This is a genomic window from Sulfuriferula sp. AH1 (assembly GCF_002162035.1).
Lineage (GTDB): Bacteria > Pseudomonadota > Gammaproteobacteria > Burkholderiales > Sulfuriferulaceae > Sulfuriferula.
This window is the reverse complement of sequence record NZ_CP021138.1, coordinates 2,547,628-2,571,181: the sequence shown is the minus strand read 5'-3', so window position 1 is coordinate 2,571,181 and position 23,554 is coordinate 2,547,628. Positions and strand designations below refer to the sequence as shown.

Sequence of the window (23,554 nt, the reverse complement as noted above, 5' to 3'; positions counted from 1 at the left end):
CAAAACCAGATTTTAACCTGAATTGACGAATGTTCAACGCCTTCATGGAAACGTAACAAAGTTGCAATAAACTGATGGCTCTTTTGTTTCAGGAAATGGTTTTATGTGGATACCCAGGAATTTGTTACGGAAACTGGGCGCGGTATGCGCGTTCGGTTTGACGCTAGGTTGCATGCAACCCGGTTGGGCTGCCGATATCCGGGTCGGTGAATCGATCGATTTGACCGGGATGAACGGGGATCTGGGCAAGGATTTTCTGGCAGGTGCCCGCGTGTATTTCGATTACATCAACAGTAATGGCGGCATCCGCGGCCGAAAAATCAAGCTGGAGGTGCGCGACAATCAGGGGTCGGTGGCTCAATCCCGCCAAATCACCCAGGATTTTCTCGGCAAGGATCGGGTTGATGTGCTGTTTGGCTATTATGGTGAAGGCGTCATCGAAGCCACGGCCGAAGACAGGCGGTTTATCCAGTCGGATATACCGCTGGTCGCACCTTTTTCCGGGGTCACATTGGCGCATACCGGCAACATCTATTTTCTGCGCCCCAGTTATATCGAGGAAACGCAGGCCGTGCTCAAATATGTGCAGGCTGTGGGCATGAGCAGGCTGGCTGTGGTTTACAGTCCGAATGCTTACGGGCATGCTGCGTTACAGGCAGTAAAATCCGAATTGAAAGGCAAGCCGTTACAGCTGGTGGCAGAGCAGGCGATGCGCGAAAACAGTACGGCTGACATGACGCTGGCGATACAAAAGATCAGAAGCAGCGGCGCGCAGGCGACCCTGATGATCATGGAAACGCTGCCGGCGGCGGAATTTGTGAAAACCTATCATCCGCTGTCGCCCGGTGCCCTGTTGCTCGGGTTGTCGCTGATCAATCATCAAACCCTGATGGAAGTCGCCGGCAAAGCTGCAGCGAGCGGTGTGGTGATTACCCAGGTTGTCCCTCACCCTGCCAATTTCTCTGTGGCGGCTGTGCGCGAACTAGATAAGCTGATGAAAAAGTATCGCGATGAGGCACCTTCGCATTTGACCATGGAAGGCTATCTGGCGGCCAAGCTGCTGGTGAAGACGCTGGAGCGTGCCGATACGCCGAAGCAGATCAATCAGGTGCTGAATGGTCTGCATAACCTGGATCTGGGCGGTTTCTATGTGAACGCAGGGCCCGATCACCGGTTTTCGAGCTACGTCGATATTACAGCGATCAGTTCGCGTGGCGGCTTGTTACATTAAACCCATCGCCATTTTGATGCCTAGCGCATACAGCAGCACGGCGAAGATGCGCTTGAGTATGGCAACCGGCAGCCGATGGGCAAGACGTGCGCCCAGCGGTGCGGTAAGTATGCTGCTGCTGGCGATGGCGGCGAGCGCGGGCAGATAGACATAGCCTGCGCTGTAGGCTGGCAGTGATGCCGTGTTCCAGCCCGCGACTATATAGCCCAGCGTACCGGCAATGGCAATGGGGAAACCGATCGCTGCCGACGTAGCGATGGCCTGGTGCAGTTTGTTGTTGCACCACAGCATGAACGGCACGGAGAGCGTGCCGCCGCCTATGCCTACCCAGCTGGAGATCAGACCGATAACGCTGCCGACCATGCTTAGCCCGATACTGCCGGGCAGTTCGCGATGGGGTGCCGGTTTGAAATTGAGCAGCATTTGCGTCGCTGCATAAAACAGGAATGCGACAAAGAAATAGTGCAAGAACTGGCCGGGCAAGCGGCTTGCCAGCCATGCGCCGAGGAATGTGCCGCCAAGTATCCCCGGCGCGACACGGCGCACCATAACCCAGTTGACCGCGCCGTGGGCATGATGGGCGCGTACGCTGGAAATAGCGGTGAAGCTGATGACGGCGAGCGAGGTGCCGAGGGCAAGTAGCATGTTATGCGCCGGGCTGAATCCTTGCGTCGTGAACAGCCATACCAGTATCGGTACCAGAATCAGGCCGCCGCCTACGCCCAGCAGACCTGCGACAAAACCGGAGAGCAGGCCCAGCGTGAGGTAATACGGCAAATAGGTCATCAATCTTTCAGGCGCATGGCTTCATCGTTAAACGCGCCATCGATCTTGTGGACGATGTCCTCTACCAGACGGAATCCTTCCACCGGCGCGTCATCCTTCATGTAAAACAGGCGTATCGGCCCCAGCGTGTTGATCGCCTGCGCGCGATCGATTTCGGCATCGGGGCTGCTGATGGCGCTGTTCTTGTACATCTGGGCAATGATGTTGCCCACCACCGGATTTTTATGTTTGCCGTCCAGCGCGAGCGTCAGCGTGGTGGCGATGTCGCCATCCATGATGTCGTATTTGCAGTGAGCGCCTACATAGCCGAGCAGTTCGATAAATGTCATGTTGATTCCTTAAGGATTATGTTCAGTGCTGCGTGATGAGCCCTGTGCGCAAACTGGTGCCGCACGCGGTCTCGACACGCTGGATGTAGTACATCAGATCGAGTGGCATGGTCACCCCATCGAGTAATTGTAACGGAAATAAATCGCAGGCGATGAGGATATCGCACGCGCTGAGCGTGTTGTTCAGGTAAAAGCGGTTCTTCGAAAGATGCCGTCCAAGCTCAGTCAGATGCGACTGCGCGGCCAACTGGTTAAAGCCGTCATAACGGTCGTTGGACAGCGCTTCCACGCTCATGCCGTAGCGATGCAGGACGTCGCTCTTGTATGCCGCCATGTCGTTCTCATTGCTGCCGATATCGATGAATGCGGGCAGCACCGGAGCATACAGGCGCTCACGCAGATGCTGCACATTGTCATGCCATGCCAGCAAGGCCTGCCATGCGGCATCATCTACCAGGCCATTGAATATCGGCGTGCCGTCCACCCAGTTATCCAGATTGCGCAAAATGGCAATGGCATCGCAGTGGATCGGCTGCCCGGGGATTTGCAGTGCTACATCGGCACGGGCGACACCGAGTCCGAACCAGATGTCGTCATCGTTCTGTGCCAGCGCAATACTGTCAAAATCGATCCCCTTGCAAGTCAGCGCCAGCCGTACCTGTTGTGCTGCCATCGACGACCAGCGGTGATGGAGCCGGATCATAACTTGCCGACGATGAATTCGTATTCGCGCGGATCGATCGGGGTGATCGACAAGCGATTGCCGCGTTGCAGGATGCGCATCTGCGCCAGTTCGGGATATTCGCGGATTTCCTTGAGCGGCATCAGTCGGGTTTTTCTCACCAGCTGGACGTCGACATTAAGCCAGCGCGGCGTCTCGCGGGTGGCTTTGGGGTCGAAATATTTGCTGGCTGTGTCGAACTGGGTTTCGTCCGGGTAAGCCAGACGGCTGACGCGGGCCAGTCCGGCGATGCCGGGCTGATCGCAGCTGGAATGGTAGAACAGCACGGCATCGCCTACCTGCATCTGGTCGCGCATGAAATTCCGCGCCTGATAATTGCGTATGCCATACCAGGCGACAGTCTGGTTCGGGAAATTCGCAAGGTCGTCTATGCTCACATCCGAGGGTTCGGATTTCATTAACCAATAGCGCATCGAGTTCTCGTCGTATAATGGGTGTCTGCTTATTTTACTGGAAAACATTATGTCTGCGCTCGAACAAAAACTGGTTACCTGGTTCCAGCACCCTGCGATACAGGCACATAATTGGGATGTAAGTCTATTTTGGCAGGCAATCGACAATCGGCATCCGTTTGGCCGGCTTAAAATCGAGCCGCGCGAGCTGGAAGTGCTGTTTGCCGCATTGATGGAAGAGCCTTCGGAGTGCATGGCCGAGCTTAACGCCGAATCACTGGCGCGCGGTGATTACATGTTGCGCGGCGATTTCCTGGCAGCGAATGCGCGTCGCCATGAATTGCCGTTACTGACCAGAGTTTACGTTATTGAGGAGTAGAATTTGAAACAACTGGATTTGGCCGCGCTTGATACCCTGAGCGCACAGGCGAAAGCATCGCCACGGTTACGCGCCAATGCGAATCTGCATGACGAATTGACCGACCCTATTCAGCGCCTGGCGATCGCAATGGAGCCCGATACCGTCATTCGTCCGCATCGTCATGCCCATACCTGGGAGTTGCTGACGGCGCTACGCGGTCGCTTCATCGTGCTGCTGTTCAATGGCGACGGTGTCGTCACTGAGCGTGTAGTGCTGGGCAAGGGGTGTTCTGTGCAGGAAACTCCAGCCGGGGTGTGGCATGGCGTGCTGTCGCTGGACGCCGGCGGCGTGATCTTCGAAGTGAAGCGCGGCCCTTACACGCCAATTAATGCAGCGGATTTTGCGCCGGGCTATGCATCCGATGATGCCGAGCAAGGGGTTGAATTGAATCGCTGGTATGCCAAGGCCAAAGCAGGTGACCGGTTGTGGGGTCAGGGCTGATAATCTGACCCGCAGTTTGCACCCAATAAAAAACTCGCTGTTACGCGGGTTTTTTATTGGGTGATCCTAATGCTCAGGCATAGCAGCGCAATTTGCGTGAAAATGTCTGCAGTGATTCGATACCGCTGGACTCGGCGCGTTGGCACCAGTCTTGCAACTGCTTCAGCAGCTGCTCTTTCGATGCGTTGGAGCGCGCCCATAATGCCGCCAGATCCTGACGCATGGTGTAGATGGTGTTGAGCTGCTGACTCTGCTTGAGTACTTCTGCCAGTCGCAGCTTGTCCGCATCAGCCAGATCGGCAGCATCCAGATGCAGCCAGTGCTTGAGTTTCTTTACCATGCCGTGATCGTGCTGCAGCTTGCTCATCTCGGCGCTGCATGTGGCCTTGACAGTGCGTGCATAGCGGGTCAGCACATCATAGCGATGGGTGATGACAGCCTGCAGCAGATCCAGGTCGCATACCGGTTTGGCGGCTTTGAAACGTGCGGTAGGCGCGACTTTCTTGACTTTGGCCAGGCCAACCATTTCCATGCTGCGGATGTAGAGCCAGCCGATATCGAATTCATACCATTTGTTGGAAAGTTTGGCTGAGCTGCCATAGGCATGATGGTTGTTGTGCAGCTCTTCGCCGCCAATCAGGATGCCCCAGGGTGAAATGTTGGTGCTGGCATCTTCGCAGGTGAAATTGCGATAACCCCAGTAGTGGCCGATACCGTTGACGATGCCGGCTGCAGTGACAGGTATCCACGCCATTTGTACCGCCCAGATGGTCAGGCCGATAGGGCCGAACAAGATCAGGTCGATCGCCATCATCAGATAAATACCTTTGCCGCTATGCGGAGTGTAAAGATGGTGTTCCAGCCAGTCTTCAGGTGTGCCGGAACCGTATTTTTCCATGGTTTCAGGCACTTTGCAGGCTGCGCGATAGAGTTCTGCGCCTTCGAAGAAGACCTTTTTGATGCCCAGCACTTGCGGGCTATGCGGGTCTTCGGGTGTTTCGCATTTGGCGTGATGTTTGCGGTGTATCGCCGCCCATTGTTTGGTGATCATGCCGGTGGTGAGCCATAACCAGAAACGGAAAAAGTGGCTGGGGATCGCGTGCAGTTCGAGCGCGCGGTGCGCCTGATGACGGTGCAAGTAAATGGTGACCGCTGCAATGGTGATATGGGTGAATGCCAAGGCGACGAGGACATAGCCATACCAGGGCAAATGACCGATCATACCGTTCGCAATTAAGTCCATCATAATATTTTTACCTTTTAAGCAATGCGCTACCGATAAGTTGCGCTATTCAGGACAATCTTATCCTGTTATTTCAATATAGTCCGATAATATACCAGAAGTCAAGCTATTGTCATAATTTGTTCTCGTTATTGAGTATCTGTATATCGCGGCGCGGATACGGTATTTCAATACCACTGGTTTTAAATGCTTGCCAGATGCTCAAAAACAGATCGGAGCGCAGATTGGCCTGACCTTCTTCCGGGTCGCTTATCCATACAATCAATTCGAGGTTGATTCCGTTATCGGCGAAGGCGGTAATGATTACGCGCGGCATGGTGGTATCCGTTTTGAGCACGCGATCATGATTCAGCGCTGCGGTTTTCATGATGTTGAACGCCAGCTCCAGATCGCTGGCGTAACTGACCTGCACCGGCAGGCTTAGGCGCACATCGCGCTTGGTGAATGAGTGGTTGACGACAGTGGAGGTTATCAGCGTTTCGTTGGGGATAATGATTTCCGTACCGTCCTGCGCGCGCAGCAGCGTATAGCGGGTGTTGAGCTGGCTGACTTCACCGTAGCGGTTGTCGACTGTAACCATGTCGCCCGGGCGTATGGAGCGGTCCAGCAGAATGATGAAACCGGATACATAATTGCTGGCCACCTTTTGCAGACCGAAACCCAGGCCGACGCCCAAAGCACCGCCGAACACCGATAATACGGTCACGTCGATGCCCGCGGCGGGCAACGCGACCAGTACGCCGACGATCAACAGCAAGGTGCGTACGGTTTTAATCAGCGCCAGACGCAGGCTGAGGTCCAGGCTGGTGATGCGCATCAGGCGCGCTTCGGCGAACTGGGCCAGCCATAGCGCGGCGATGATGGCGATGACGATGACGGTCAGTGCCTTGATCAAGAGCAGCAGCGAAAAATGATGGCTGCCTGATTCGAACGCTACCGCATCGAGCGCGAACTGGATGCGGGGCAGCACCCCGGTGACATGCATCACAAATCCCAGCCAGATCGTCCATGCAATATAGCGTTCCCAGACTTTGAGGGCTTCGCTGTTATTGAACGCATAGCGCAACATGTAAACCAGCAGGCGTACCAGCACGAGTGCGCCTAGTAATGGCACCACGATGTTGAGCAGATGCACCTCATGCCACTGTTGCAATATGCTGCGACCGAGGACGACCAGAGCCAGTCCGATTAGCGGCAGCCCCAGACGTTTGAGTGCCGCCTGACCTATGCGCCAGTCGGCATGCGTGCGGGCAAAATACAGAGTCAGCAGACGCATCAGACCCCAGCCGAGCAAGGCGCAGATGACCAGCAAGCTGATTTGCCAGATCAGTTCGGTCTGGTGGGATTCGTTGAGCAAATGCTCGACGAGATTTTCAAAAGGCGCGGGTTTGGTCATGGTATTAGCGGCATGGAATGTTCGCGATGACGTTGCCAGTTGTTGCGGTACGCATTGGCAATGCCAGGATTGTCGCGTAAAACGAGCAGATTTTCAGCATTGATGAATTGGGCTGCATGCGTGAAATTATAGCTGCCGGTAATGACAACGGGATGGCTGTCGGCATCGATGATCATGACTTTATTGTGTGCGCTGGCATGTTCGCTGTCCATGAGTACCTGTATGCCGGCGGCGGCAAGCTGACGGATCAGGCTGGTCGGGATGCGTTCAGCCTGCTGGGGGTCGGCGATCACCCTGACTTCAATGCCGCGCTGATGTGCCTGGATCAGCGCATCGGCAATGCCGATATGGGTAAAGCTGTAAGCCTGTACAAGTATCTGCTGTCTGGCATGCCTGATGGCCTGCATGATCAATCCCGCGGCATCGTCGCCGGGGGTGAAAGCGACCTGAATGGTGCCGGTTGCCGGTTGCGGGCCGGCCGCCGATTGCAGCGCGGCGGCCTGACAAGCCCATAACACACCGACTGCAAACAGAAATTTACGCGGCATCGACTGCCACCGCCTCTGCGGTATCGGTTTTTGCAGCAGCCGTTTTCCTGGCTTTGGCCGGCACGGCTGTTTCATTTTCCATTACTGCAGCAAAGAAGCCGTCCGTACCGTGATCTGCCGGATTCAAACGCAAATATTCGCCGGTATGCACATTGATCTGCTGGTTTTTGAGCACTTCGGCGGCATTTTTGAGGCGGAACTGCGGATTGGCGGCAAGAAAGGCAGTAACGATATTTTCGTTTTCTTCCGGTAACAGACTGCATGTGGCATACACCAGACGGCCGCCCGGCTTCACCAGTTTGGCGGCTGCCGCCAGAATGCTGGCCTGCTTGACTGTGAGTTCGGCCACGCTTTCCGGATTTTGGCGTAGCTTCAGATCAGGATTGCGGCGCAAGGTGCCCAGACCGCTGCAGGGCGCGTCGACCAGCACGCGGTCGATCTTGCCGGTCAGGCGCTTGATGCGGCTGTCGTGTTCACTGGTGATGAGCTGAGGCGTGATGTTGGACAGCCCCGAGCGTTTCAGGCGCGGCTTGAGCTTGGCAAGGCGTTTTTCCGAGACGTCGAATGCATACAGACGCCCGGTGGAGTGCATGAGCGCGCCGAGCAACAGGGTCTTGCCGCCGGCGCCGGCGCAGAAATCGACGACCATTTCGCCGCGCTTGGGTGCAACCAGATAGCCCAGTAGCTGGCTGCCTTCATCCTGCACTTCAAAGTGACCTGCCAGAAAAGGCTTGTATTTATTGAGCGCCGGCTTGTCAGCCAGGCGTATTCCTGCCGGCGAATAAGGGGTGGCTTCTGCGGTCATGCCTGCGGCATTGAGCGTCGCCAGCAGTTCGTCGCGTTTGGCGAGTATGGTGTTGACGCGCAGGTCGAGCGGGGCAGGGCGGCGCAATGCGGCGGTCAGGCGGGTGGCATCGGCTTCGCCGAATGTCGCCGCGAGCCGTTCGGCTAGCCAGTCGGGTACATCCCATTGCACTGCCAGCGGTTGAGCTGCCAGATCGAAGGCTTTGATGGCAGGCACCTGGTCGAGCTCGGGTCCCCGCAGATAGGGCTCGAGCTGACGCATATTCATGCCTTGAATCCGCGCCAGCCAGGCGATTGCCAGCAGGCGTGGCGTGGGTTTGCCGCAGGCGGTATCAAGGGAGCGCAGATTGCGCAATACGCCGAATACCAGCTCGGCAATAAAGGCGCGATCCTTCGCGCCCAATGCGGGGTTCTCGCGGAAGAAGCGGCTGAGCAGGACGTCGGCGGGTGCTTCCAGCGGCAGTACCGTACGTAATGCGGTGATGGCAGTTTCTAAAGGAAGTGGGGTGTGGGCCATGATTATGCAAGCAATATGAAATATAGTGTCAAGTTTAGCCGATGCGGCAAGCTAAACCAAATGGGCGTAAGCGTTTTGTAAGTTTTGGTTTGCCGTCATGACTCAAATAAGCGATAATTGTACGATTTTTATGTGTTTATCCTATCCGAGGTTGCCTTGAAAAATACGCTCGCTTGTCCTCTCTGGTTATATAAGGTCTTGCCGTTCCTGCGCTGGTGGCCAATGGTTGATAAAACCACCACCAAAGCCGATTTGATCGCGGGATTGACCGGCGCCATGATCGTATTGCCGCAAGGCGTAGCATTCGCCACGATTGCAGGTCTGCCACCGGAATACGGTTTGTACGCAGCTATGGTACCAGCAATCATGGGTGCCATGTTCGGTTCGTCGTGGCATTTGGTATCCGGGCCGACGACCGCGATCTCCATCGCCGTATTCGCATCGGTCAGCCCTTTCGCAGAACCGGGTTCGGCGCATTACATCAGTCTCGTGCTGACACTGACTTTCCTGGCCGGACTGTTCCAGCTGATCATGGGTCTGGCGCGCATGGGCGCCCTGGTCAATTTCATTTCGCACACCGTGGTGATCGGTTTTACCGCCGGTGCGGCAGTGCTGATCGCCGGCAGCCAGATCAAGCATTTCCTCGGGTTGCAGATGCCGCGAGGTTTGCCGTTCTACGAAATTCTGCATCAGGTTTACGCGCAATTCAGCAGTATTAATCCGTATGTGACTGCGGTCGGAGCCGTTACGCTGGTGTCCGGGATAGTGCTGAAGAAGCTGATGCCGAAGATGTACATGATTCTGGCGATGGTGATCGGCAGTGTCGTCGCTATCGTCATCAATCAGATGGCAGGCGGACCCGACGTGACTCAGATTAAAACCGTAGGCGCGCTGGCGGCGCATTTGCCGCCGCTGACTCATCCGGACTTGTCGCTGTCGGCGATTCAGCAGGTGCTGTTCCCGGCACTGATCGTGACCATGCTGGCGTTGACCGAGGCCGTGTCCATTTCCCGCGCCATTGCAGTGAAATCCGAACAGCGTATCGACGGTAATCAGGAGTTTATCGGTCAGGGCTTGTCCAATATTTTCGGCAGTTTCTTCTCCAGCTATCCATCCAGCGGCTCCTTCAATCGTAGCGGCGTGAATTACGCAGCCGGCGCGAAAACACCTTTGGCCGCCGTCTATTCATCGGTGTTCCTGGTGGTGATCCTGATGGCGGTGGCTTCGCTGGCAGCCTATTTGCCGACGGCCGCGATGGCAGGGATATTATTCCTGGTTGCATATGGCCTGATCGACTTCCATCATATCCATTCGATCCTGCACACCAGCAGGCAGGAGACGGCCATCCTGATGGTGACGCTGATCGGCACGCTGATTGATTTGGAAAAGGGAATTTTCTTCGGTATTATTCTGTCCCTGATGCTGTACCTGTACCGTACCTCGCGCCCTGCCGTGATCGCGGTGGTGCCGGATAGCGAGCCGGGCAGCTATCATTATGTACCTGCTGAAAATAAGCCTGAATGCCCGCAAATGAAGATACTGCGCATGCAGGGTTCGGTATTCTTCGGCGCAGTGAATCACGTGCAGCAGGTGCTGCAGGACGTGGACGAATCCAACCCCGACCAAAAACATGTGTTGCTGGCATCGAGCGGGATGAACTTCATCGATATCGCCGGCGCGGAAATGCTGGTGCAGGAAGCGCGCCGTCGCAAGAAAATTGGCGGCGGGCTGTATTTTTACAGGATGCAGAACAGCGTGCGGGATTTGCTGATTAAAGGCAATTACATGCGGGATATCGGCGAGGAGAATCTGTTCTCTGCCAAGACGCATCCGATCGATACGATTTATCCCAGGCTGGACAGCGAAATTTGTCGCAAGTGTCAGGCGCGCATTTTTGCGCCATGCAATATTTCTTTACCTAATGGTGAGCTTCGCAAATGATACGTAAAAATCCCAGTGGTGATTTGCCGGTCATACATGAATCGGCTTTTGTGGATCCGACTGCCATTATCTGCGGCAAGGTCTTTATCGGCGAGAATGTGTTTATCGGCCCATACGCCGTTATCCGCGCTGATGAAGTTGACGACAGCGGCTCGATGGAGCCGATAGTGATCGGTGCCAATTCCAACATTCAGGACGGCGTCGTCATTCATTCCAAATCCGGCGCACGCGTCCAGATTGGCGAGCATACCTCTATCGCGCATCGTTCCATCGTGCACGGTCCGTGCGTAGTGGGCGATGACGTCTTTATCGGTTTCAACTCCGTGCTGTTTAACTGCGTCGTGGGCAAGCGCTGCGTGGTGCGGCATAACTCAGTGGTTGAAGGCGTGGAATTGCCTGACGGCTTCCATATTCCGTCAACCACCAATATTCATGCCGATTCCGATCTGACGCTGATCAGGCAAGTGGGTTTCAGCGAAAAGGATTTTTCCGAAGACGTCGCACAAACCAATATCAATCTGGTGAAAGGCTACAAGAAGTTGCAGAACGAATTCTGATTTGCTAGTCTGCATGGAATCGTCCATTCAGGAAAAAATGAAACGGATTCCTTACAGCCGCCTTATTCACCATTGAATAGGCGGCTGTTTGTTTTTCAGCCTTGGTATTTAGCACTGGAGCATGCATGATCGCTTTACTGGAAGCCCGACGTGCCGGTTTGTTCAACCGGCGTGATTTGGTCAGCAATCTGCTGTCAGGGGTCATCGTCGGCATCGTGGCGCTGCCGCTGGCGATGGCTTTCGCGATCGCCAGCGGCGCCAAGCCGGAGCAAGGGATATATACCGCGATCGTTGCCGGCTTCTTTGCCGCAGTGCTGGGCGGCAGTCGCGTGCAGATCTCCGGCCCTACCGGGGCGTTTATCGTCATCCTCGCGGCGATTACCGCCAAGCACGGTTTTGACGGGTTGCAGATCGCGACGCTGATGGCCGGGGTGATGCTGATGGTGATGGGATTCAGCAAGCTGGGCGCGATCATCCGCTTTATTCCGATGCCGGTCATCACCGGATTCACTGCCGGTATTGCGGTGCTGATCTGGGTAGGGGAGTGGAAGGATTTTTTTGGTCTGCAACCGGCGGCAACCGGCCTGCATTTCCATGAAAAACTCATGTACCTGCTTGCCGCGTTGCCGACCCTGCATCCGGCAACGACCTTGCTGGCGGCGCTGGGGCTGGTGATCTGTGTTGTCGCGCCGAAGTTCATCAAGCGCATCCCGGCACCCCTGATTGCAATGGTGGCGGTGACGCTGATCCAGTATTACGCACAGTTCGATGGTGTTGCCACGTTGGGTTCCGCCTTTGGCGGCATTCCGGACAGTCTGCCGTCGTTCCATGTGCCGGAAGTGACGTTCTCGCGCATCGTCGAGCTGATCGGTCCGGCATTTACCATCGCGCTGCTCGGCGCGATAGAGTCGCTGCTGTCGGCCGTGGTGGCCGACGGCATGACCGGTACGCGTCATGATTCCAATCAGGAGCTGATCGGGCAGGGTGCAGCCAATATCCTGTCGCCGTTGTTCGGCGGATTTGCGGCGACCGGCGCTATTGCGCGCACGGCCACCAATATCCGCAATGGCGGCAACAGTCCGCTGGCAGGAATCATACATGCGCTGACACTGGTGCTGATCGTGCTGGTGTTCGCGCCGTGGGCAGCGTACATCCCTCTGGCGGTGCTGGCTGCGATCCTGTTCGTGGTTGCTTGGAATATGAGCGAGGCGCATCATTTCCGGGACATCCTCACCCATGCACCTAAAAACGACCGGGTGCTGTTGCTCATTACTTTTACACTCACGGTGTTTACCGATCTGGTGATTGCGGTGAACGTAGGGGTGCTGCTGGCAGCCTTGCTGTTCATGAAACAGATGACCGAATCGATAAAGATCACCGGCGACAGTGAGGCCGATCTGGCGGAATTCTGTCCGGTAGGGTTGCCGAAAGGGGTGCAAATCTATTCTATCGACGGGCCGTTTTTCTTCGGTGCGGCAGAGAGTTTCGAACGCACGCTGGCGAGTCTGAACGCGGATGTGCGAGTGCTGATCGTGCGTCTTGGGCGCGTGCCGTTTATTGATGCAACGGGTATCCATTCGTTGAAGGCGACCATCAAGCTGTTTCAGAAACGCGGTGCGCGGGTGATCGTGTGCGAGGCCAACGAGCGCGTACAAAAAAAACTGGTCTGGGCGGGCGTTGATGTGATGCTGGGGCAGGAAAACTTGCAGCCTGATCTGGTTAGTGCGTTACAGGTAGTGGCTTAGTCTGAGCTCTCCGAACGATCTTCGGGGTTAACGGGCTGGCAAACTGTCAGGGTGCCAGCCTAACAGCAGAAATAAAGTGATGTAGCCGAGCATGTATCCCACCGGCACAAACCAGCCCTGTTTGAGCCACAATCCGGTGTTTCTGGCTTCGGGGAAGCGACTGGCGATCGCGACGCCGGCGGAGGAGCCGAACCAGATCATGGAGCCGCCATAGCCGACGGCAAAAGCCAGCAAACCCCAGTCATAGCCGCCTTGCGTCAAAGCCAGCGCGGTGAGCGGGATATTGTCGAATACAGCGCTGACGAAGCCCAATCCCAGTGTTGTGTGCCAGCTGGCGTCAGGTAATGCAGCCACTGGCATCAGCGATGCCGCCAGCACCAGCGCAATCAGGAATATCGCACCAGCGAACGCGTTGCGCGCCTCGCGCCAGGGAACGGGATGGAACCAGGCGCCGATCAATATCGCCAGCCATGCCCCCGCTGCGGGGAAATTCAGCAGGATATTGCTTGCGGCTGCCCCGCCTATGATCAACGCGACAGTGACCAGTCGAGTCACGATCACGCTGCCGACGATGCCCAGTTCGATACCGTCCAGTGCATTGCCGGCAGGCGGATCCTTGCGGATGGGTTGATAACGCTGCTGTGCACGGCTGGCGAAGATGCCGGCCACGGTCATGGCCACGGCAGAAGCGATGAAGGCATTGGTCACCCGCAGCGCAGGCACCCCCGCGATCCACATCATGGTCGTGGTGGTGTCGCCGACGACCGAGCCCGCGCCGCCGGCATTGCTGGCAGCGACGATGGCCGCGAGATAACCGACGCTGACACGCCCGGAAAACACATGACGCGCAACCACGCCACCGAGGATAGCAGCAGCGATGTTATCCAGGAAGCTGGAAATCACCGCGATCATGATGAGTAGCAACCAGCCGCCTTTCCAGTCGTCAGGCAGATAACGCGGCAACAAGTCGGGCAGTCCTGATTCCTCGAAATGCTTGGCAAGAATTGCAAAACCGAGCAGCAGGCCCAGCAGATTCAGTACCAGCGGCGCTTCATGGGTCAAGTGCGGCAGCAATGCATAATGCTGCGACCATGATTTATAGCCGATGATGCTGAGCAGGCCGCCGATCGCGATCTGCAGATTGCGTTCGTGCCAGATGGCGACACCCAGCAGGGTGCCGGCAAACAGCAGGAATTCGACAGGGATATTAAACAGCATTTATTCGATTTTTTTGAATACGATATCCCAGACGCCGTGGCCGAGGCGGATGCCGCGCTGTTCGAACTTGGTCAATGGCCGGTAAGCCGGCCGCGGGGCGTAATCGACTGCGGTGTTGGCGAGCGCCGGCTGGGCCGACAATACCTGCAGGATCTGCGTGGCATAATCTTCCCAGTCGGTGGCGCAGTGCAGGTAGCCGCCGGGTGCCAGCTTGCGGGTAATCAGCGCGACGAATTCCGGTTTGATCAGGCGACGCTTGTGGTGGCGCTTCTTGTGCCAGGGATCGGGGAAGAAAATATGCACGCCCGCCAGGCTGCGGTCGGTAATCATGTTGTTCAGCACTTCGACCGCATCGTGCTGCACGATGCGCAGATTGGTGAGGCCGCGCTGCTCGATCTGGTTGAGCAGGCTGCCGACGCCGGGACCGTGTACTTCGATGCCGAGATAGTCGTTTTCCGGGTGGGCAGCAGCGATGGCGGCAGTGGCGTCACCCATGCCGAAACCGATTTCCAGTATCTTCGGCGCACTGCGACTGAAAGTCGCGGTCAGATCCAGCGTCTGCGCTGTGTAAGGAATGCCGTGCACCGCTTGCAGCTGGTCGTGGGCACGTTGTTGTGCGACCGACATGCGCCCCTGGCGCAACACGAAGCTGCGAATGGGGCGGCCGACCGGACTGGGTTTATCCGTTGGCTCGGTCATTCACGAACCGATCACGCCGCTGGTGGGCGAAGACGGACTGGCGGTATAGATTTTTTTCGGCATGCGTCCGGCCAGATAGGCCTCGCGTCCGGCCTGCACGGCTTTTTTCATCGCGCTGGCCATCAATACCGGATGTTGCGCACCGGCGATGGCGGTATTCATCAATACCCCGGCGCAGCCCAGTTCCATCGCAATCGCGGCATCGCTGGCGGTGCCCACGCCGGCATCGACGATCACCGGCACCTGCAATTCGTTGATGATGATCTGCAGGTTCCACGGGTTCAGGATGCCCATGCCCGAGCCGATCAGCGAGGCCAGCGGCATCACCGCGACGCAGCCCATGGCTTCAAACTGTTTAGCGATAATCGGATCGTCCGAGGTGTAGACCATGACCTTGAAGTCTTCCCTGACCAGGATCTCGGCGGCCTTGATGGTTTCCACGACGTTGGGGTACAGGCTTTTCGGATCGCCCAGCACTTCCAGTTTCACCAGATCATGTCCGTCCAGCAGTTCGCGTGCCAGGCGTAAGGTGCGCACCGCATCCTCAGCGCTATAACAACCCGCGGTATTGGGCAGGTAGGTGTAGCGGCTGGGGGGCAGGGCGTCGAGCAGACTGGGCTGGCCCGCATCCTGCCCGATATTGGTGCGGCGTATCGCCACGGTGACGATCTCTGCGCCGCTGGCTTCCACCGCGAGCCGGGTTTCGTCGAAATCCTTGTATTTGCCGGTGCCTATCAGCAGCCTTGAATCATAGCTTTTGTCAGCGATAATTAGCTTGTCCATAAAGTGCCTTAATTGTTGTGGGCGGGCTTAACCGCCGCCTACTGCGACCACGATTTCGAGCTGGTCGCCGGAGTGAAGGGGGGTGCTTGCGAATAAACTGCGCGGTACGATTTCGCCATTGCGTTCTATCGCGATGCGTTTGCCAACCAGATCCAGCTCAATGATGAGTTCGGCGACGTTAGTTGCCGTGTGCAACTGCCTGATTGTGCCATTGACAGAAAGTTCGATCACCGGAATACCTCGTTTATGCGCTTACAATATCTGCGTCATTTTATCACAGCAGGGCTGTTGCCATGGCTGAAAGCAAGCAAATGGCCTGTTCAGTGTCATTGCATGCCGTCCGTTTTGGTAGAGCTTGCCGTGGCGTACCAGCCTTTTCTCTATTTCCTTGGCAAAAAACACTACCGCGATAGTGCTTGTACACAAGGTCAGCTCAGGCAGGATGAGCGCTTCGGTCTTGAAGATGGACTGCAACACCGGCACATAAAGGCATATAGCCGCTTCTGTGGAGGACAGTCCGGTTTGAGGCTGGATGGCGAATTCATGCGCGACCGCTGTTGCCGCCATCTCATGCCATAACGGATTCTGTTTGCTTGCTGCAGAGGAGGCATGATCATTCATGATGGACTTGACCGGCCAGCTGCGACATTGACTATATGGACAATGACGTTATTTATGATACTGCAATACTTCCTTGTTGAGTAATAACGGGAACCGTCGTAAAATTGCGCATCCTGCGGGTGTAGTTCAATGGTAGAACTTCTGCTTCCCAAGCAGATAGCGTGGGTTCGATTCCCATCACCCGCTCCAGATCAAAAAACTCACAAAATCAGCATTTTCGACTAGAATAAATGCTCGTGTTGGCTGTTTCTTTATTGTTATCGAGCCAAGCATTTGAAACTGGCAAACCCATCGAAAGGTGGCGACGCAAAATTTCCGGTCTAAAGTGGCGACACCATGACAGCGGGATTGCCAAATGGGGGCTTACTCCCTTATTAAATAAGCCGAAGAATACTCGGTAAATGTCGCCTGTTCTGTTGGTGGGCGAGGAGATCAACATGATAGAAAATAGCCAGCGCAATGTTGTTAGCCTATCGCAGTTTGATAAAGCCCGGAATATCATGAGCCCTGCCGAAGTGCTTGCCTTGCTCAATGAGTGCCGTAACCGCATGATCACAGAAATCGATCGTGTGTGGAACGACAAGCGCGATCAGGTCGAAGATGATTTGCTGGCGCTTGCCGATCGTTCCCCCATTCTGGAAACCCGCAACCTGTATTATCAGACGCAGAGCTTGTTGCGTAATCGCAATGAATCGCTGAGTGCTGCATTGCAGGATCAGTTCCTGACGAAATTCGATGCCCAGGTACGTGGCGGTATCGTAGCCGAACCCGGAAACCAGAATGGTGCATTCGACCTGAATCTGTCATTGGTTGACGAGGAGGCGTTCGAAGAAACGCTGGTGGTCAGCAAATCCGCTTCCCGTATGCAGGTCAATGCGGTCGAAGAGCTGGCGGCACTTGAACAGCGCGTGGCCGCATTGCTGCATCAGCATGCGAAAGCCGAAACGAATCCTTTTGCGCCAAAAGACTTATGCGAGTCATTTCTGGCAGCTTGCAAGATGCTGGATGCCGACCCTAAAGTCAGATTGATTCTGTTGCAGCAGTTCGATGCGCACATTGCGCCGGTATTGCCGGGGATTTACCAGGGCATAAATCAGTTTCTGGCTGAAAAGGGTGTGTTGCCGTCAATAAAAGTAGGGATGACCGGGGCGCGTGAACGCAGCCGCAATACCGGCAAACCCAGTCCTGCTGCAGCGCAGGCGGTAGCCGGTTCCGGTGAGTCGGCGACAGATGGCATGGATGTGTTTGCATTGCTGCAGCAGTTGCTGGGCCAGCAGATGCAGTCGACCGGGGCCGCCTGGGCTTCTACACCCATAGCCGGCGGAGGGTCGACGCAGCCCGGTTCGTTACAGCTTGGCCAACAAGCCGTTAACCCTGGTCAGATCACGGCGCTCACGCTGTTGCAGCGCGGGCAGATTGTGGGCAATGTGGCGACATCGTTTGATCCTGCATTAATTCAGGCAGGTACCACCAATGTGCTGCGCGATATTCGTGATGCAGGGCTGGTGCAAGTCGACAATCATGCCGATAGCTTGACGATCGATATCGTCGCCATGCTGTTTGATTATGTGTTCGATGACGAGAATATTCCGGCTGCGCTGAAGGCGCTGATCGGTCGGCTGCAGATACCGGTGTTAAAAGTCGCGATGCTGGATCAGCAGTTTTTCTCCAGGAAATCTCACCCGGCGCGGCGTTTGCTGGATGAGATAGCCAGTGTTTCGGTAGGATGGACCGATGCGGGTACATATAATATTGCGCTATACGCTAAAATCGATGAGATCGTGCAATCGGTGTTGAACGATTTTACCGAGGATGCCGCTGTTTTTGAAACATTGCTGAATGATTTGCAGTTGTTCGTCGCCAGCCATGAAGGCGATGTGCAGACGGCGGTTGATGAATCTGCACAGATAATAGAGACCGCCGAACGCGCGCAAGTCGCTCAGGTCATCGTGCAGGATGAAATCAATAAGGCCATCGCCGATCAGGAATTGCCGGAATCGATTGTCGAATTTGTGCGTACGATATGGCAGCAAGTATTGCAGCATGTTTATACGCAGGAGGGCGCGCAGAATCCCGCATGGCAATCCAGCCTCAAGACCATGCGGGATTTGTTATGGAGCGTGACGCCCAAGCTGAATACCGAGGATCGATTGACGCTGGTATCCATGTTGCCGGAATTGCTAAAGCAGTTGCGCGACGGCATGAATCTGATTCAGGTCGAGCCGTCGCGGCGCGAAGCGATATTCTCCGGGCTGGTCGCTTGCCATGCGGTAGCGGTTAAGGCAGGCTTGCGGGCAAAAACCCCGCCGGGAACGGATGTCGATATGCGTGCGGCGATCACGCAGCAGTCAAGTATGGAAATGCCGACTTTGCCGACGATCGAATCCATCGATGCGATTACCGAGCATTTCGATTTTCCAGCCGATCCGGCAGATGCGCTGGAGGAGGATGAGTACACCGAGCAGGCGCGCGCGCTGAAAAAAGGCATGTGGCTGGAATTCGTAAATGCGGATGGCAGCAGTCGCACTGCACGTCTGTCCTGGGTGAGTTCGTTGCGCGGAATTTACTTGTTTACCAATAACCAGGGGCTGGATGCGATCACCACGACATTACCCAGGCTGGCTGCGCGTTTGCGCGGCGGTGAAGCGCGCATAATCAAGACCAGCTCGCTTACTGAGCGTGCGGTCGAGCGTCTGATCGGGAAATTGCAAGGGCGCAGTAATTAGGTTTGCATCAATGTACAAGCGTTGTTGCGTGGCGGTGATGGTTGCGGCGCTTGAACGTGTTTCTACAGCGATTGTTTACGATATGGTGGCCTGCACATGTATCCAGGCATCGCCTTTCTCCAGCATGCGCCCTAGTTTTACTATGCTCGGATTCTGGCCGATGGTGACCTTGAACAGCTTGTTTCCGGTGTATTCGGCGCTATCCATGATGAGCGTGAGCTGCCCGTTGTGAATTGGGCCTGTCAATAATACGGCTATGGATAATTCGGCGTTAAGGGTTTGTTCGGTTTTGGTTGCCAGCGCAAGATTGGTATTGAGCGGCTGGAACATGAGCAGTACAGGATGCTGGCCGAGTACTTCCATGCCGACCTGGGTTCCGCTTCCCGCCCCCCGGAATAGGCGCCGCACTACCGCTACCTTCCAGTGCTGTTCCTTCTCGACTTTTATCCCGACCAGACGACTTAGGCGCAGCCAGTCGTTTTTTTCTGCCGGAATGCTGGCACGATAGCCTTCGCTGCTTTCATCCTCCATGCCCCAGTTTTCACACGGGGTCTCGGACAAACTGGGTTTGGGTACGGATTGGTGTTGCCTGGTACGGGTGGCTTCGGTAATAAAACCGTAGAGCTGGATATCGACCATTTCGGCATATTTGATATCGGCATCATATTCCAGTACCTGTTCGGTATCTGGCGCACTGTTCTTGACGATGCTGCAAATCGTATTGAAACCATGCACAACGCAGAGTGTTTTCCTGGCTGCGATGCGCGGGCTTTTGCGCAATTTGCCCAGGTTGGCCGGGTTCCATTGCAATTCGACGTAATCCAGCATTTTGAGATATTCAGGCTGGCGCATGTCAGCACCTGACTGGGCGCGGTCAGGGCTGGCGAGTAATTCGTCCCGTGTACGCCGCAGTTCGCCCAGCAAGGTCGAAGCGTCCCAGCACAGGCAGCTATCGGGATAAGGCTGTTCGGTAACAACGGAGGCACCGGCAGGTCTGGCGAGGTCTACATAGAAATGGTGTTGTGCCGGTTTTGGGGACTTGTCCAGTTGGACCAGACGTACCCATTTCAGTAGCCAGCTGTCTGCCATTTCGATTTGTCTTGCCGGTAACGCGCTGGGATGAAGCTGGGTCAGCAGCAGGGCGCGCACGTATTGATCGACACAACGGGATTCGGTGCCGGTATACAAAGGGATGGTGCGATTAACGAATCCCTGGATTTCAGCTATGCGATACAGTTTGTGCAGCATGCGCCAGAGTTTTTCATCCGGCTGGTCATAATGAAAAAATCGCCATTTGATGATATTGCCCAGATCATGGAGTACGCGTAGCGTCAATTGCGGCACCAAAGGCGCTATTCTGGTTTGTGTCGGGTCGCCGATGTTAACGCTGATGTAACTGTAATAAGCCAGGCTGATTTCGGTATAAAACGCATAAATGGCCTGCCAGAGTTTGGCTTCCATCGCGGTCGACATGCGCGTATTGCGCAGGTACTGTTCGCTTAGCAGTGTCTGCAAGGGGCGCGCGTATTCATCCAGTGCCATCAGCACGGCCAGTTTTTCTGTGTCGTAATCGCCGTTATTATTGCGGAGACGTATCAGGGCGCTCAGAATTTGAGCATGGGTAGCTAAGGTGTCTGCGACCGGCAACTCATTCAGCCAGCGCATCACCGATTTCATATTGGCAAGCGGGTCGGCCGGTGTTTTATCTTTGTCCAGAAAAGACAATATATTGAACATGATGCACGTTTGCTCCTCAATTAACGCGCGCCGGTATTGTTACCCGGCGCGCGTTTGATTTGGGTTTATTCTATTTGTTGCTTTACCCATTGTGCCACAGAAGCAAGTGCGGATGGCAATTGTGTAGGACTGATTCCGCCAGCTTGTGCCATATCGGCGCGCCCGCCGCCTTTGCCGCCTACTTGCAGCGCAACGAAATTCACCAGCTCACCGGCTTTGATGCGCTGGGTCTGGTCGGCAGATACGCCTGCGATCAGGCTGACTTTTTCGCCTTGGGTGCTGGCCAGTACGATAACGCAGGGCGCGAGCTTGTCCTTGAGCTTATCCAGCGTCTCGCGCAATATCCTGTTATCGGCGCCTTCAAGCTGCGCTGCCAGAACGTTGACGTCGCCAATGCGTACGGCCTGATTCGCCAGATCATCGCCTTGTGTGCTTGCCAGTTTTGATTTCAGGCGATCCAGCTCTTTTTCCAGTGCCTTGACGTTATCCATGATTTGTGTGATTTTCTGCTGCAATTCATTCGCAGGCGTTTTTAACAGTGCGGCTGCATCCAGTATCTGACGCTGCTGAGCCTGGATATAGGCGACGGCTGCCGGGCCGGTTACCGCCTCGATGCGGCGTATGCCTGCAGCCACGCCGGATTCGGCAGTGATCTTGAACAGGCCGATATCGCCGGTACGGGTTACGTGCGTGCCGCCGCACAGCTCCGTGGAGAAATCGCCTATGGCGATGACGCGCACTTCATCGCTGTATTTCTCGCCGAAAAGTGCCATCGCGCCGTGCTTGATGGCATCGTCATAATGCATGAGCTGGGTGTCGACGGCGACATTGTGCCGGATTTCCTGGTTCACCAGATTCTCGATCTGCTGCAGTTGCTCGGGAGTAACCGCTTCGCCGTGAGCGAAATCGAAACGGGTTTTATTGGCGTCGACCAGCGAGCCTTTCTGCGTTACGTGGGTACCGAGTACTTGCCGCAATGCGGCATGCAGCAGATGGGTGGCGGAATGATTGTAAGCCGCGCGGCTGCGGTTATCCGCATCGACCGTTGCGCGTATCTGATCGCCAACGCTCAATTTGCCGCGTTCGAGGACACCGCTGTGGCCGAAGACGTCGGCCTGGATTTTCTGGGTGTCTTCGGTTTTGAAACGGGCGCTGGCGGTAGTGAATTCGCCGCAGTCGCCTGCCTGGCCGCCCGATTCCGCATAGAACGGCGTCTGGTCGAGCACGATCACCGCTGCATCGCCGGCATTGATGCTGTCGACCGGGCTGCCATTGACGTACATGGCCAATATGCGCGCTTCGCTGCTCAAGTGGTCGTAACCCTGGAACAGCGTGGTTTGCCCCTGATAGGCAAGACCGCTGTGCATGGTGAATTTGCTGGCAGCGCGAGCACGGGTACGCTGTGCTTCCATCGCGGTTTCAAACCCTGCCATGTCGACGCTGAAGCCGCGTTCGCGGCCCACGTCGGCAGTCAGATCCAGCGGAAAGCCATAGGTATCATAGAGCTTGAACGCAGTCTCGCCATCCAGCAAAGTGCTGCCGGCGGGGGTTGCCTGCTCGAGTACCGCCATGCCGTGTTCCAGCGTTTCGGCAAAGCGCTCTTCTTCCTGCTTGAGCACCTGGGCGACGCGGTCTTGCGCGGCCACCAGTTCAGGATAGGCCGCGCCCATTGCCTTGGCAAGGTCGGCGACCAGCAGATGGAAGAAAGCCTGCTTCTGGCCGAGTTTGTAACCGTGGCGGATGGCCCGGCGGATAACGCGGCGCAGCACATAGCCGCGGCCTTCGTTGCTGGGGATGACGCCGTCGGTAATCAGAAATGCGCAGGCGCGGATGTGGTCGGCAATGACTTTGAGCGAGTTGTTATCCAAATCGCTGGTGCTGGTGACGCGGGCCGCAGCGTGAATCAGCGCCTGGAACAGGTCGATCTCGTAATTGCTATGCACATGCTGCATCACTGCTGAAATGCGTTCCAGTCCCATTCCGGTATCAACCGAAGGTTTGGGCAACGGGTGCAGGGTGCCGGTTTCATCGCGGTTGAACTGCATGAACACCAGATTCCAGATTTCGATATAGCGGTCGCCGTCTTCATCGGGTGAACCGGGCGGGCCGCCAGCCACATCGGGGCCGTGGTCGTAGAATATCTCGGTGCAGGGGCCGCACGGGCCGGTGTCACCCATTTGCCAGAAGTTGTCCGAACCGCCGCTGGCTTTATCACCTATGCGAATCACGCGTGCGTCCGGCACGCCGATCTCGGTGGTCCACATGGTGTGGGCCTCGTTGTCGGTATGGTAAACCGTTACCCACAGTTTTTCCTGCGGGATGCCGAGTTCGACGGTGAGGAACTCCCAGGCGAACTGGATCGCATTGCGTTTGAAATAGTCGCCAAAGCTGAAATTGCCCAGCATTTCAAAGAAGGTGTGATGGCGAGCAGTGTAGCCGACGTTTTCCAGGTCATTGTGTTTGCCGCCGGCACGGACGCAGCGCTGCGAGCTGGCCGCACGCACATAAGGGCGCGACTCGCGTCCGAGGAACACATCCTTGAACTGCACCATGCCTGCGTTGGTGAATAGCAGGGTCGGGTCGTTGCCCGGAACCAGCGGGCTGGAAGCAACGATGGTGTGACCGTGGCGGGCAAAGAAATCGAGGAAACGTTGACGAATTTCACTACTTTTCATGA

General features: G+C 56.0%; 22 protein-coding genes, 1 tRNA gene and 1 riboswitch. Of the genes, 8 read left to right on the top strand and 15 right to left on the bottom strand.

Annotated elements, in window-relative coordinates; genetic code table 11:
• Positions 1-172: 172 nt before the first annotated feature.
• The gene (locus tag CAP31_RS12940) at positions 173-1,231 is read left to right on the top strand and encodes an ABC transporter substrate-binding protein (protein WP_157662753.1); all 1,059 of its coding nucleotides are present in this window, start codon (positions 173-175) and stop codon (positions 1,229-1,231) included.
• Here the strand turns inward: CAP31_RS12940 and CAP31_RS12935 are convergent.
• From CAP31_RS12935 to CAP31_RS12920, 4 genes are read right to left on the bottom strand one after another with little or no spacing between them, the layout of a single operon-like run.
• Complete coding sequence (locus CAP31_RS12935) at positions 1,223-2,017, bottom strand: sulfite exporter TauE/SafE family protein (protein ID WP_087447914.1); 795 nt, start codon at positions 2,015-2,017, stop codon at positions 1,223-1,225. The two genes, CAP31_RS12940 and CAP31_RS12935, sit on opposite strands and share 9 nt — an antisense overlap.
• Complete coding sequence (locus CAP31_RS12930; protein WP_087447913.1) at positions 2,017-2,346, bottom strand: hypothetical protein; 330 nt, start codon at positions 2,344-2,346, stop codon at positions 2,017-2,019. Before CAP31_RS12930 ends, CAP31_RS12935 begins: the two co-directional genes overlap by 1 nt.
• 22 nt (positions 2,347-2,368) lie before the next feature.
• The gene (locus tag CAP31_RS12925; protein ID WP_157662752.1) at positions 2,369-3,019 is read right to left on the bottom strand and encodes a glutathione S-transferase; all 651 of its coding nucleotides are present in this window, start codon (positions 3,017-3,019) and stop codon (positions 2,369-2,371) included.
• Positions 3,020-3,045: 26 nt separating this feature from the next.
• The gene (locus tag CAP31_RS12920; protein ID WP_087447911.1) at positions 3,046-3,501 is read right to left on the bottom strand and encodes an EVE domain-containing protein; all 456 of its coding nucleotides are present in this window, start codon (positions 3,499-3,501) and stop codon (positions 3,046-3,048) included.
• Positions 3,502-3,550: 49 nt separating this feature from the next.
• On the opposite strand from CAP31_RS12920, the gene CAP31_RS12915 reads away from it, so the two are divergent.
• On the top strand, positions 3,551-3,859 hold the full coding sequence (locus CAP31_RS12915) for a hypothetical protein (RefSeq protein WP_223247283.1): 309 nt from the start codon (positions 3,551-3,553) through the stop codon (positions 3,857-3,859).
• A 3-nt stretch (positions 3,860-3,862) separates the two neighbouring features.
• Positions 3,863-4,342, top strand: coding sequence for a WbuC family cupin fold metalloprotein (locus tag CAP31_RS12910; protein ID WP_087447909.1), 480 nt, complete (start codon positions 3,863-3,865; stop codon positions 4,340-4,342).
• Between the two features lie 73 nt (positions 4,343-4,415).
• On the opposite strand, the gene CAP31_RS12905 is transcribed toward CAP31_RS12910, so the two are convergent.
• The 4 genes from CAP31_RS12905 to CAP31_RS12890 all read right to left on the bottom strand — a co-directional run bounded on the left by CAP31_RS12905 (position 4,416) and on the right by CAP31_RS12890 (position 8,850).
• The gene (locus tag CAP31_RS12905) at positions 4,416-5,588 is read right to left on the bottom strand and encodes a fatty acid desaturase (protein WP_369802408.1); all 1,173 of its coding nucleotides are present in this window, start codon (positions 5,586-5,588) and stop codon (positions 4,416-4,418) included.
• A gap of 109 nt (positions 5,589-5,697) precedes the next feature.
• Positions 5,698-6,981 carry a mechanosensitive ion channel family protein gene (locus tag CAP31_RS12900; protein WP_087447908.1) on the bottom strand — a complete coding sequence of 428 codons (1,284 nt, stop codon included), beginning with the start codon at positions 6,979-6,981 and terminating at the stop codon, positions 5,698-5,700.
• Positions 6,978-7,529 (bottom strand): phospholipase D family protein, encoded by a 552-nt coding sequence (locus tag CAP31_RS12895; RefSeq protein ID WP_087447907.1) that lies wholly within the window; start codon positions 7,527-7,529, stop codon positions 6,978-6,980. The genes CAP31_RS12900 and CAP31_RS12895 overlap by 4 nt, the downstream gene beginning before the upstream one ends.
• On the bottom strand, positions 7,519-8,850 hold the full coding sequence (locus CAP31_RS12890; protein WP_087447906.1) for an RsmB/NOP family class I SAM-dependent RNA methyltransferase: 1,332 nt from the start codon (positions 8,848-8,850) through the stop codon (positions 7,519-7,521). The genes CAP31_RS12895 and CAP31_RS12890 overlap by 11 nt, the downstream gene beginning before the upstream one ends.
• A 156-nt stretch (positions 8,851-9,006) precedes the next feature.
• Here CAP31_RS12890 and CAP31_RS12885 point away from each other — a divergent pair, with 156 nt between their 5' ends.
• The 3 genes from CAP31_RS12885 (at position 9,007) to CAP31_RS12875 (ending at position 13,093) form a co-directional block, all read left to right on the top strand.
• Positions 9,007-10,791, top strand: coding sequence for a SulP family inorganic anion transporter (locus CAP31_RS12885; RefSeq protein ID WP_087448391.1), 1,785 nt, complete (start codon positions 9,007-9,009; stop codon positions 10,789-10,791).
• The gene (locus CAP31_RS12880) at positions 10,788-11,348 is read left to right on the top strand and encodes a carbonate dehydratase (protein ID WP_087447905.1); all 561 of its coding nucleotides are present in this window, start codon (positions 10,788-10,790) and stop codon (positions 11,346-11,348) included. Before CAP31_RS12885 ends, CAP31_RS12880 begins: the two co-directional genes overlap by 4 nt.
• A 125-nt stretch (positions 11,349-11,473) precedes the next feature.
• Entirely contained in the window at positions 11,474-13,093 is a 1,620-nt protein-coding gene (locus tag CAP31_RS12875; RefSeq protein ID WP_087447904.1) for a SulP family inorganic anion transporter, read from the top strand.
• Between the two features lie 27 nt (positions 13,094-13,120).
• Here CAP31_RS12875 and CAP31_RS12870 read toward each other — a convergent pair whose 3' ends face one another.
• Genes CAP31_RS12870 through CAP31_RS12850 form a run of 5 tightly spaced genes read right to left on the bottom strand, consistent with a single transcriptional unit; the run spans position 13,121 to position 16,414 of the window.
• Entirely contained in the window at positions 13,121-14,311 is a 1,191-nt protein-coding gene (locus tag CAP31_RS12870) for a citrate transporter (RefSeq protein ID WP_087447903.1), read from the bottom strand.
• Positions 14,312-15,010, bottom strand: a complete 699-nt coding sequence (gene trmB / locus CAP31_RS12865; RefSeq protein ID WP_087447902.1) for a tRNA (guanosine(46)-N7)-methyltransferase TrmB — start codon at positions 15,008-15,010, stop codon at positions 14,312-14,314.
• The gene (locus CAP31_RS12860) at positions 15,011-15,793 is read right to left on the bottom strand and encodes a thiazole synthase (RefSeq protein WP_087447901.1); all 783 of its coding nucleotides are present in this window, start codon (positions 15,791-15,793) and stop codon (positions 15,011-15,013) included. It abuts the gene before it with no gap.
• Positions 15,794-15,820: 27 nt separating this feature from the next.
• Complete coding sequence (thiS, locus tag CAP31_RS12855; protein ID WP_087447900.1) at positions 15,821-16,024, bottom strand: sulfur carrier protein ThiS; 204 nt, start codon at positions 16,022-16,024, stop codon at positions 15,821-15,823.
• Positions 16,025-16,045: 21 nt separating this feature from the next.
• Positions 16,046-16,414: a hypothetical protein gene (locus CAP31_RS12850; RefSeq protein WP_087447899.1), complete on the bottom strand. Its 369-nt coding sequence runs from the start codon at positions 16,412-16,414 to the stop codon at positions 16,046-16,048.
• 115 nt (positions 16,415-16,529) lie between these two features.
• Here CAP31_RS12850 and CAP31_RS12845 point away from each other — a divergent pair.
• A tRNA-Gly gene (locus tag CAP31_RS12845) sits at positions 16,530-16,603 on the top strand.
• 82 nt (positions 16,604-16,685) lie between these two features.
• Positions 16,686-16,770: riboswitch (cyclic di-GMP riboswitch) on the top strand.
• Positions 16,771-16,815: 45 nt separating this feature from the next.
• Complete coding sequence (locus CAP31_RS12840) at positions 16,816-19,140, top strand: DUF1631 domain-containing protein (RefSeq protein WP_087447898.1); 2,325 nt, start codon at positions 16,816-16,818, stop codon at positions 19,138-19,140.
• A gap of 75 nt (positions 19,141-19,215) precedes the next feature.
• On the opposite strand, the gene CAP31_RS12835 is transcribed toward CAP31_RS12840, so the two are convergent.
• Together CAP31_RS12835 and alaS are read right to left on the bottom strand one after the other, a co-directional pair.
• Complete coding sequence (locus CAP31_RS12835) at positions 19,216-20,877, bottom strand: hypothetical protein (RefSeq protein WP_087447897.1); 1,662 nt, start codon at positions 20,875-20,877, stop codon at positions 19,216-19,218.
• A 65-nt stretch (positions 20,878-20,942) separates the two neighbouring features.
• Positions 20,943-23,552: an alanine--tRNA ligase gene (gene alaS, locus CAP31_RS12830; protein WP_087447896.1), complete on the bottom strand. Its 2,610-nt coding sequence runs from the start codon at positions 23,550-23,552 to the stop codon at positions 20,943-20,945.
• Between the last annotated feature and the right edge of the window lie 2 nt (positions 23,553-23,554).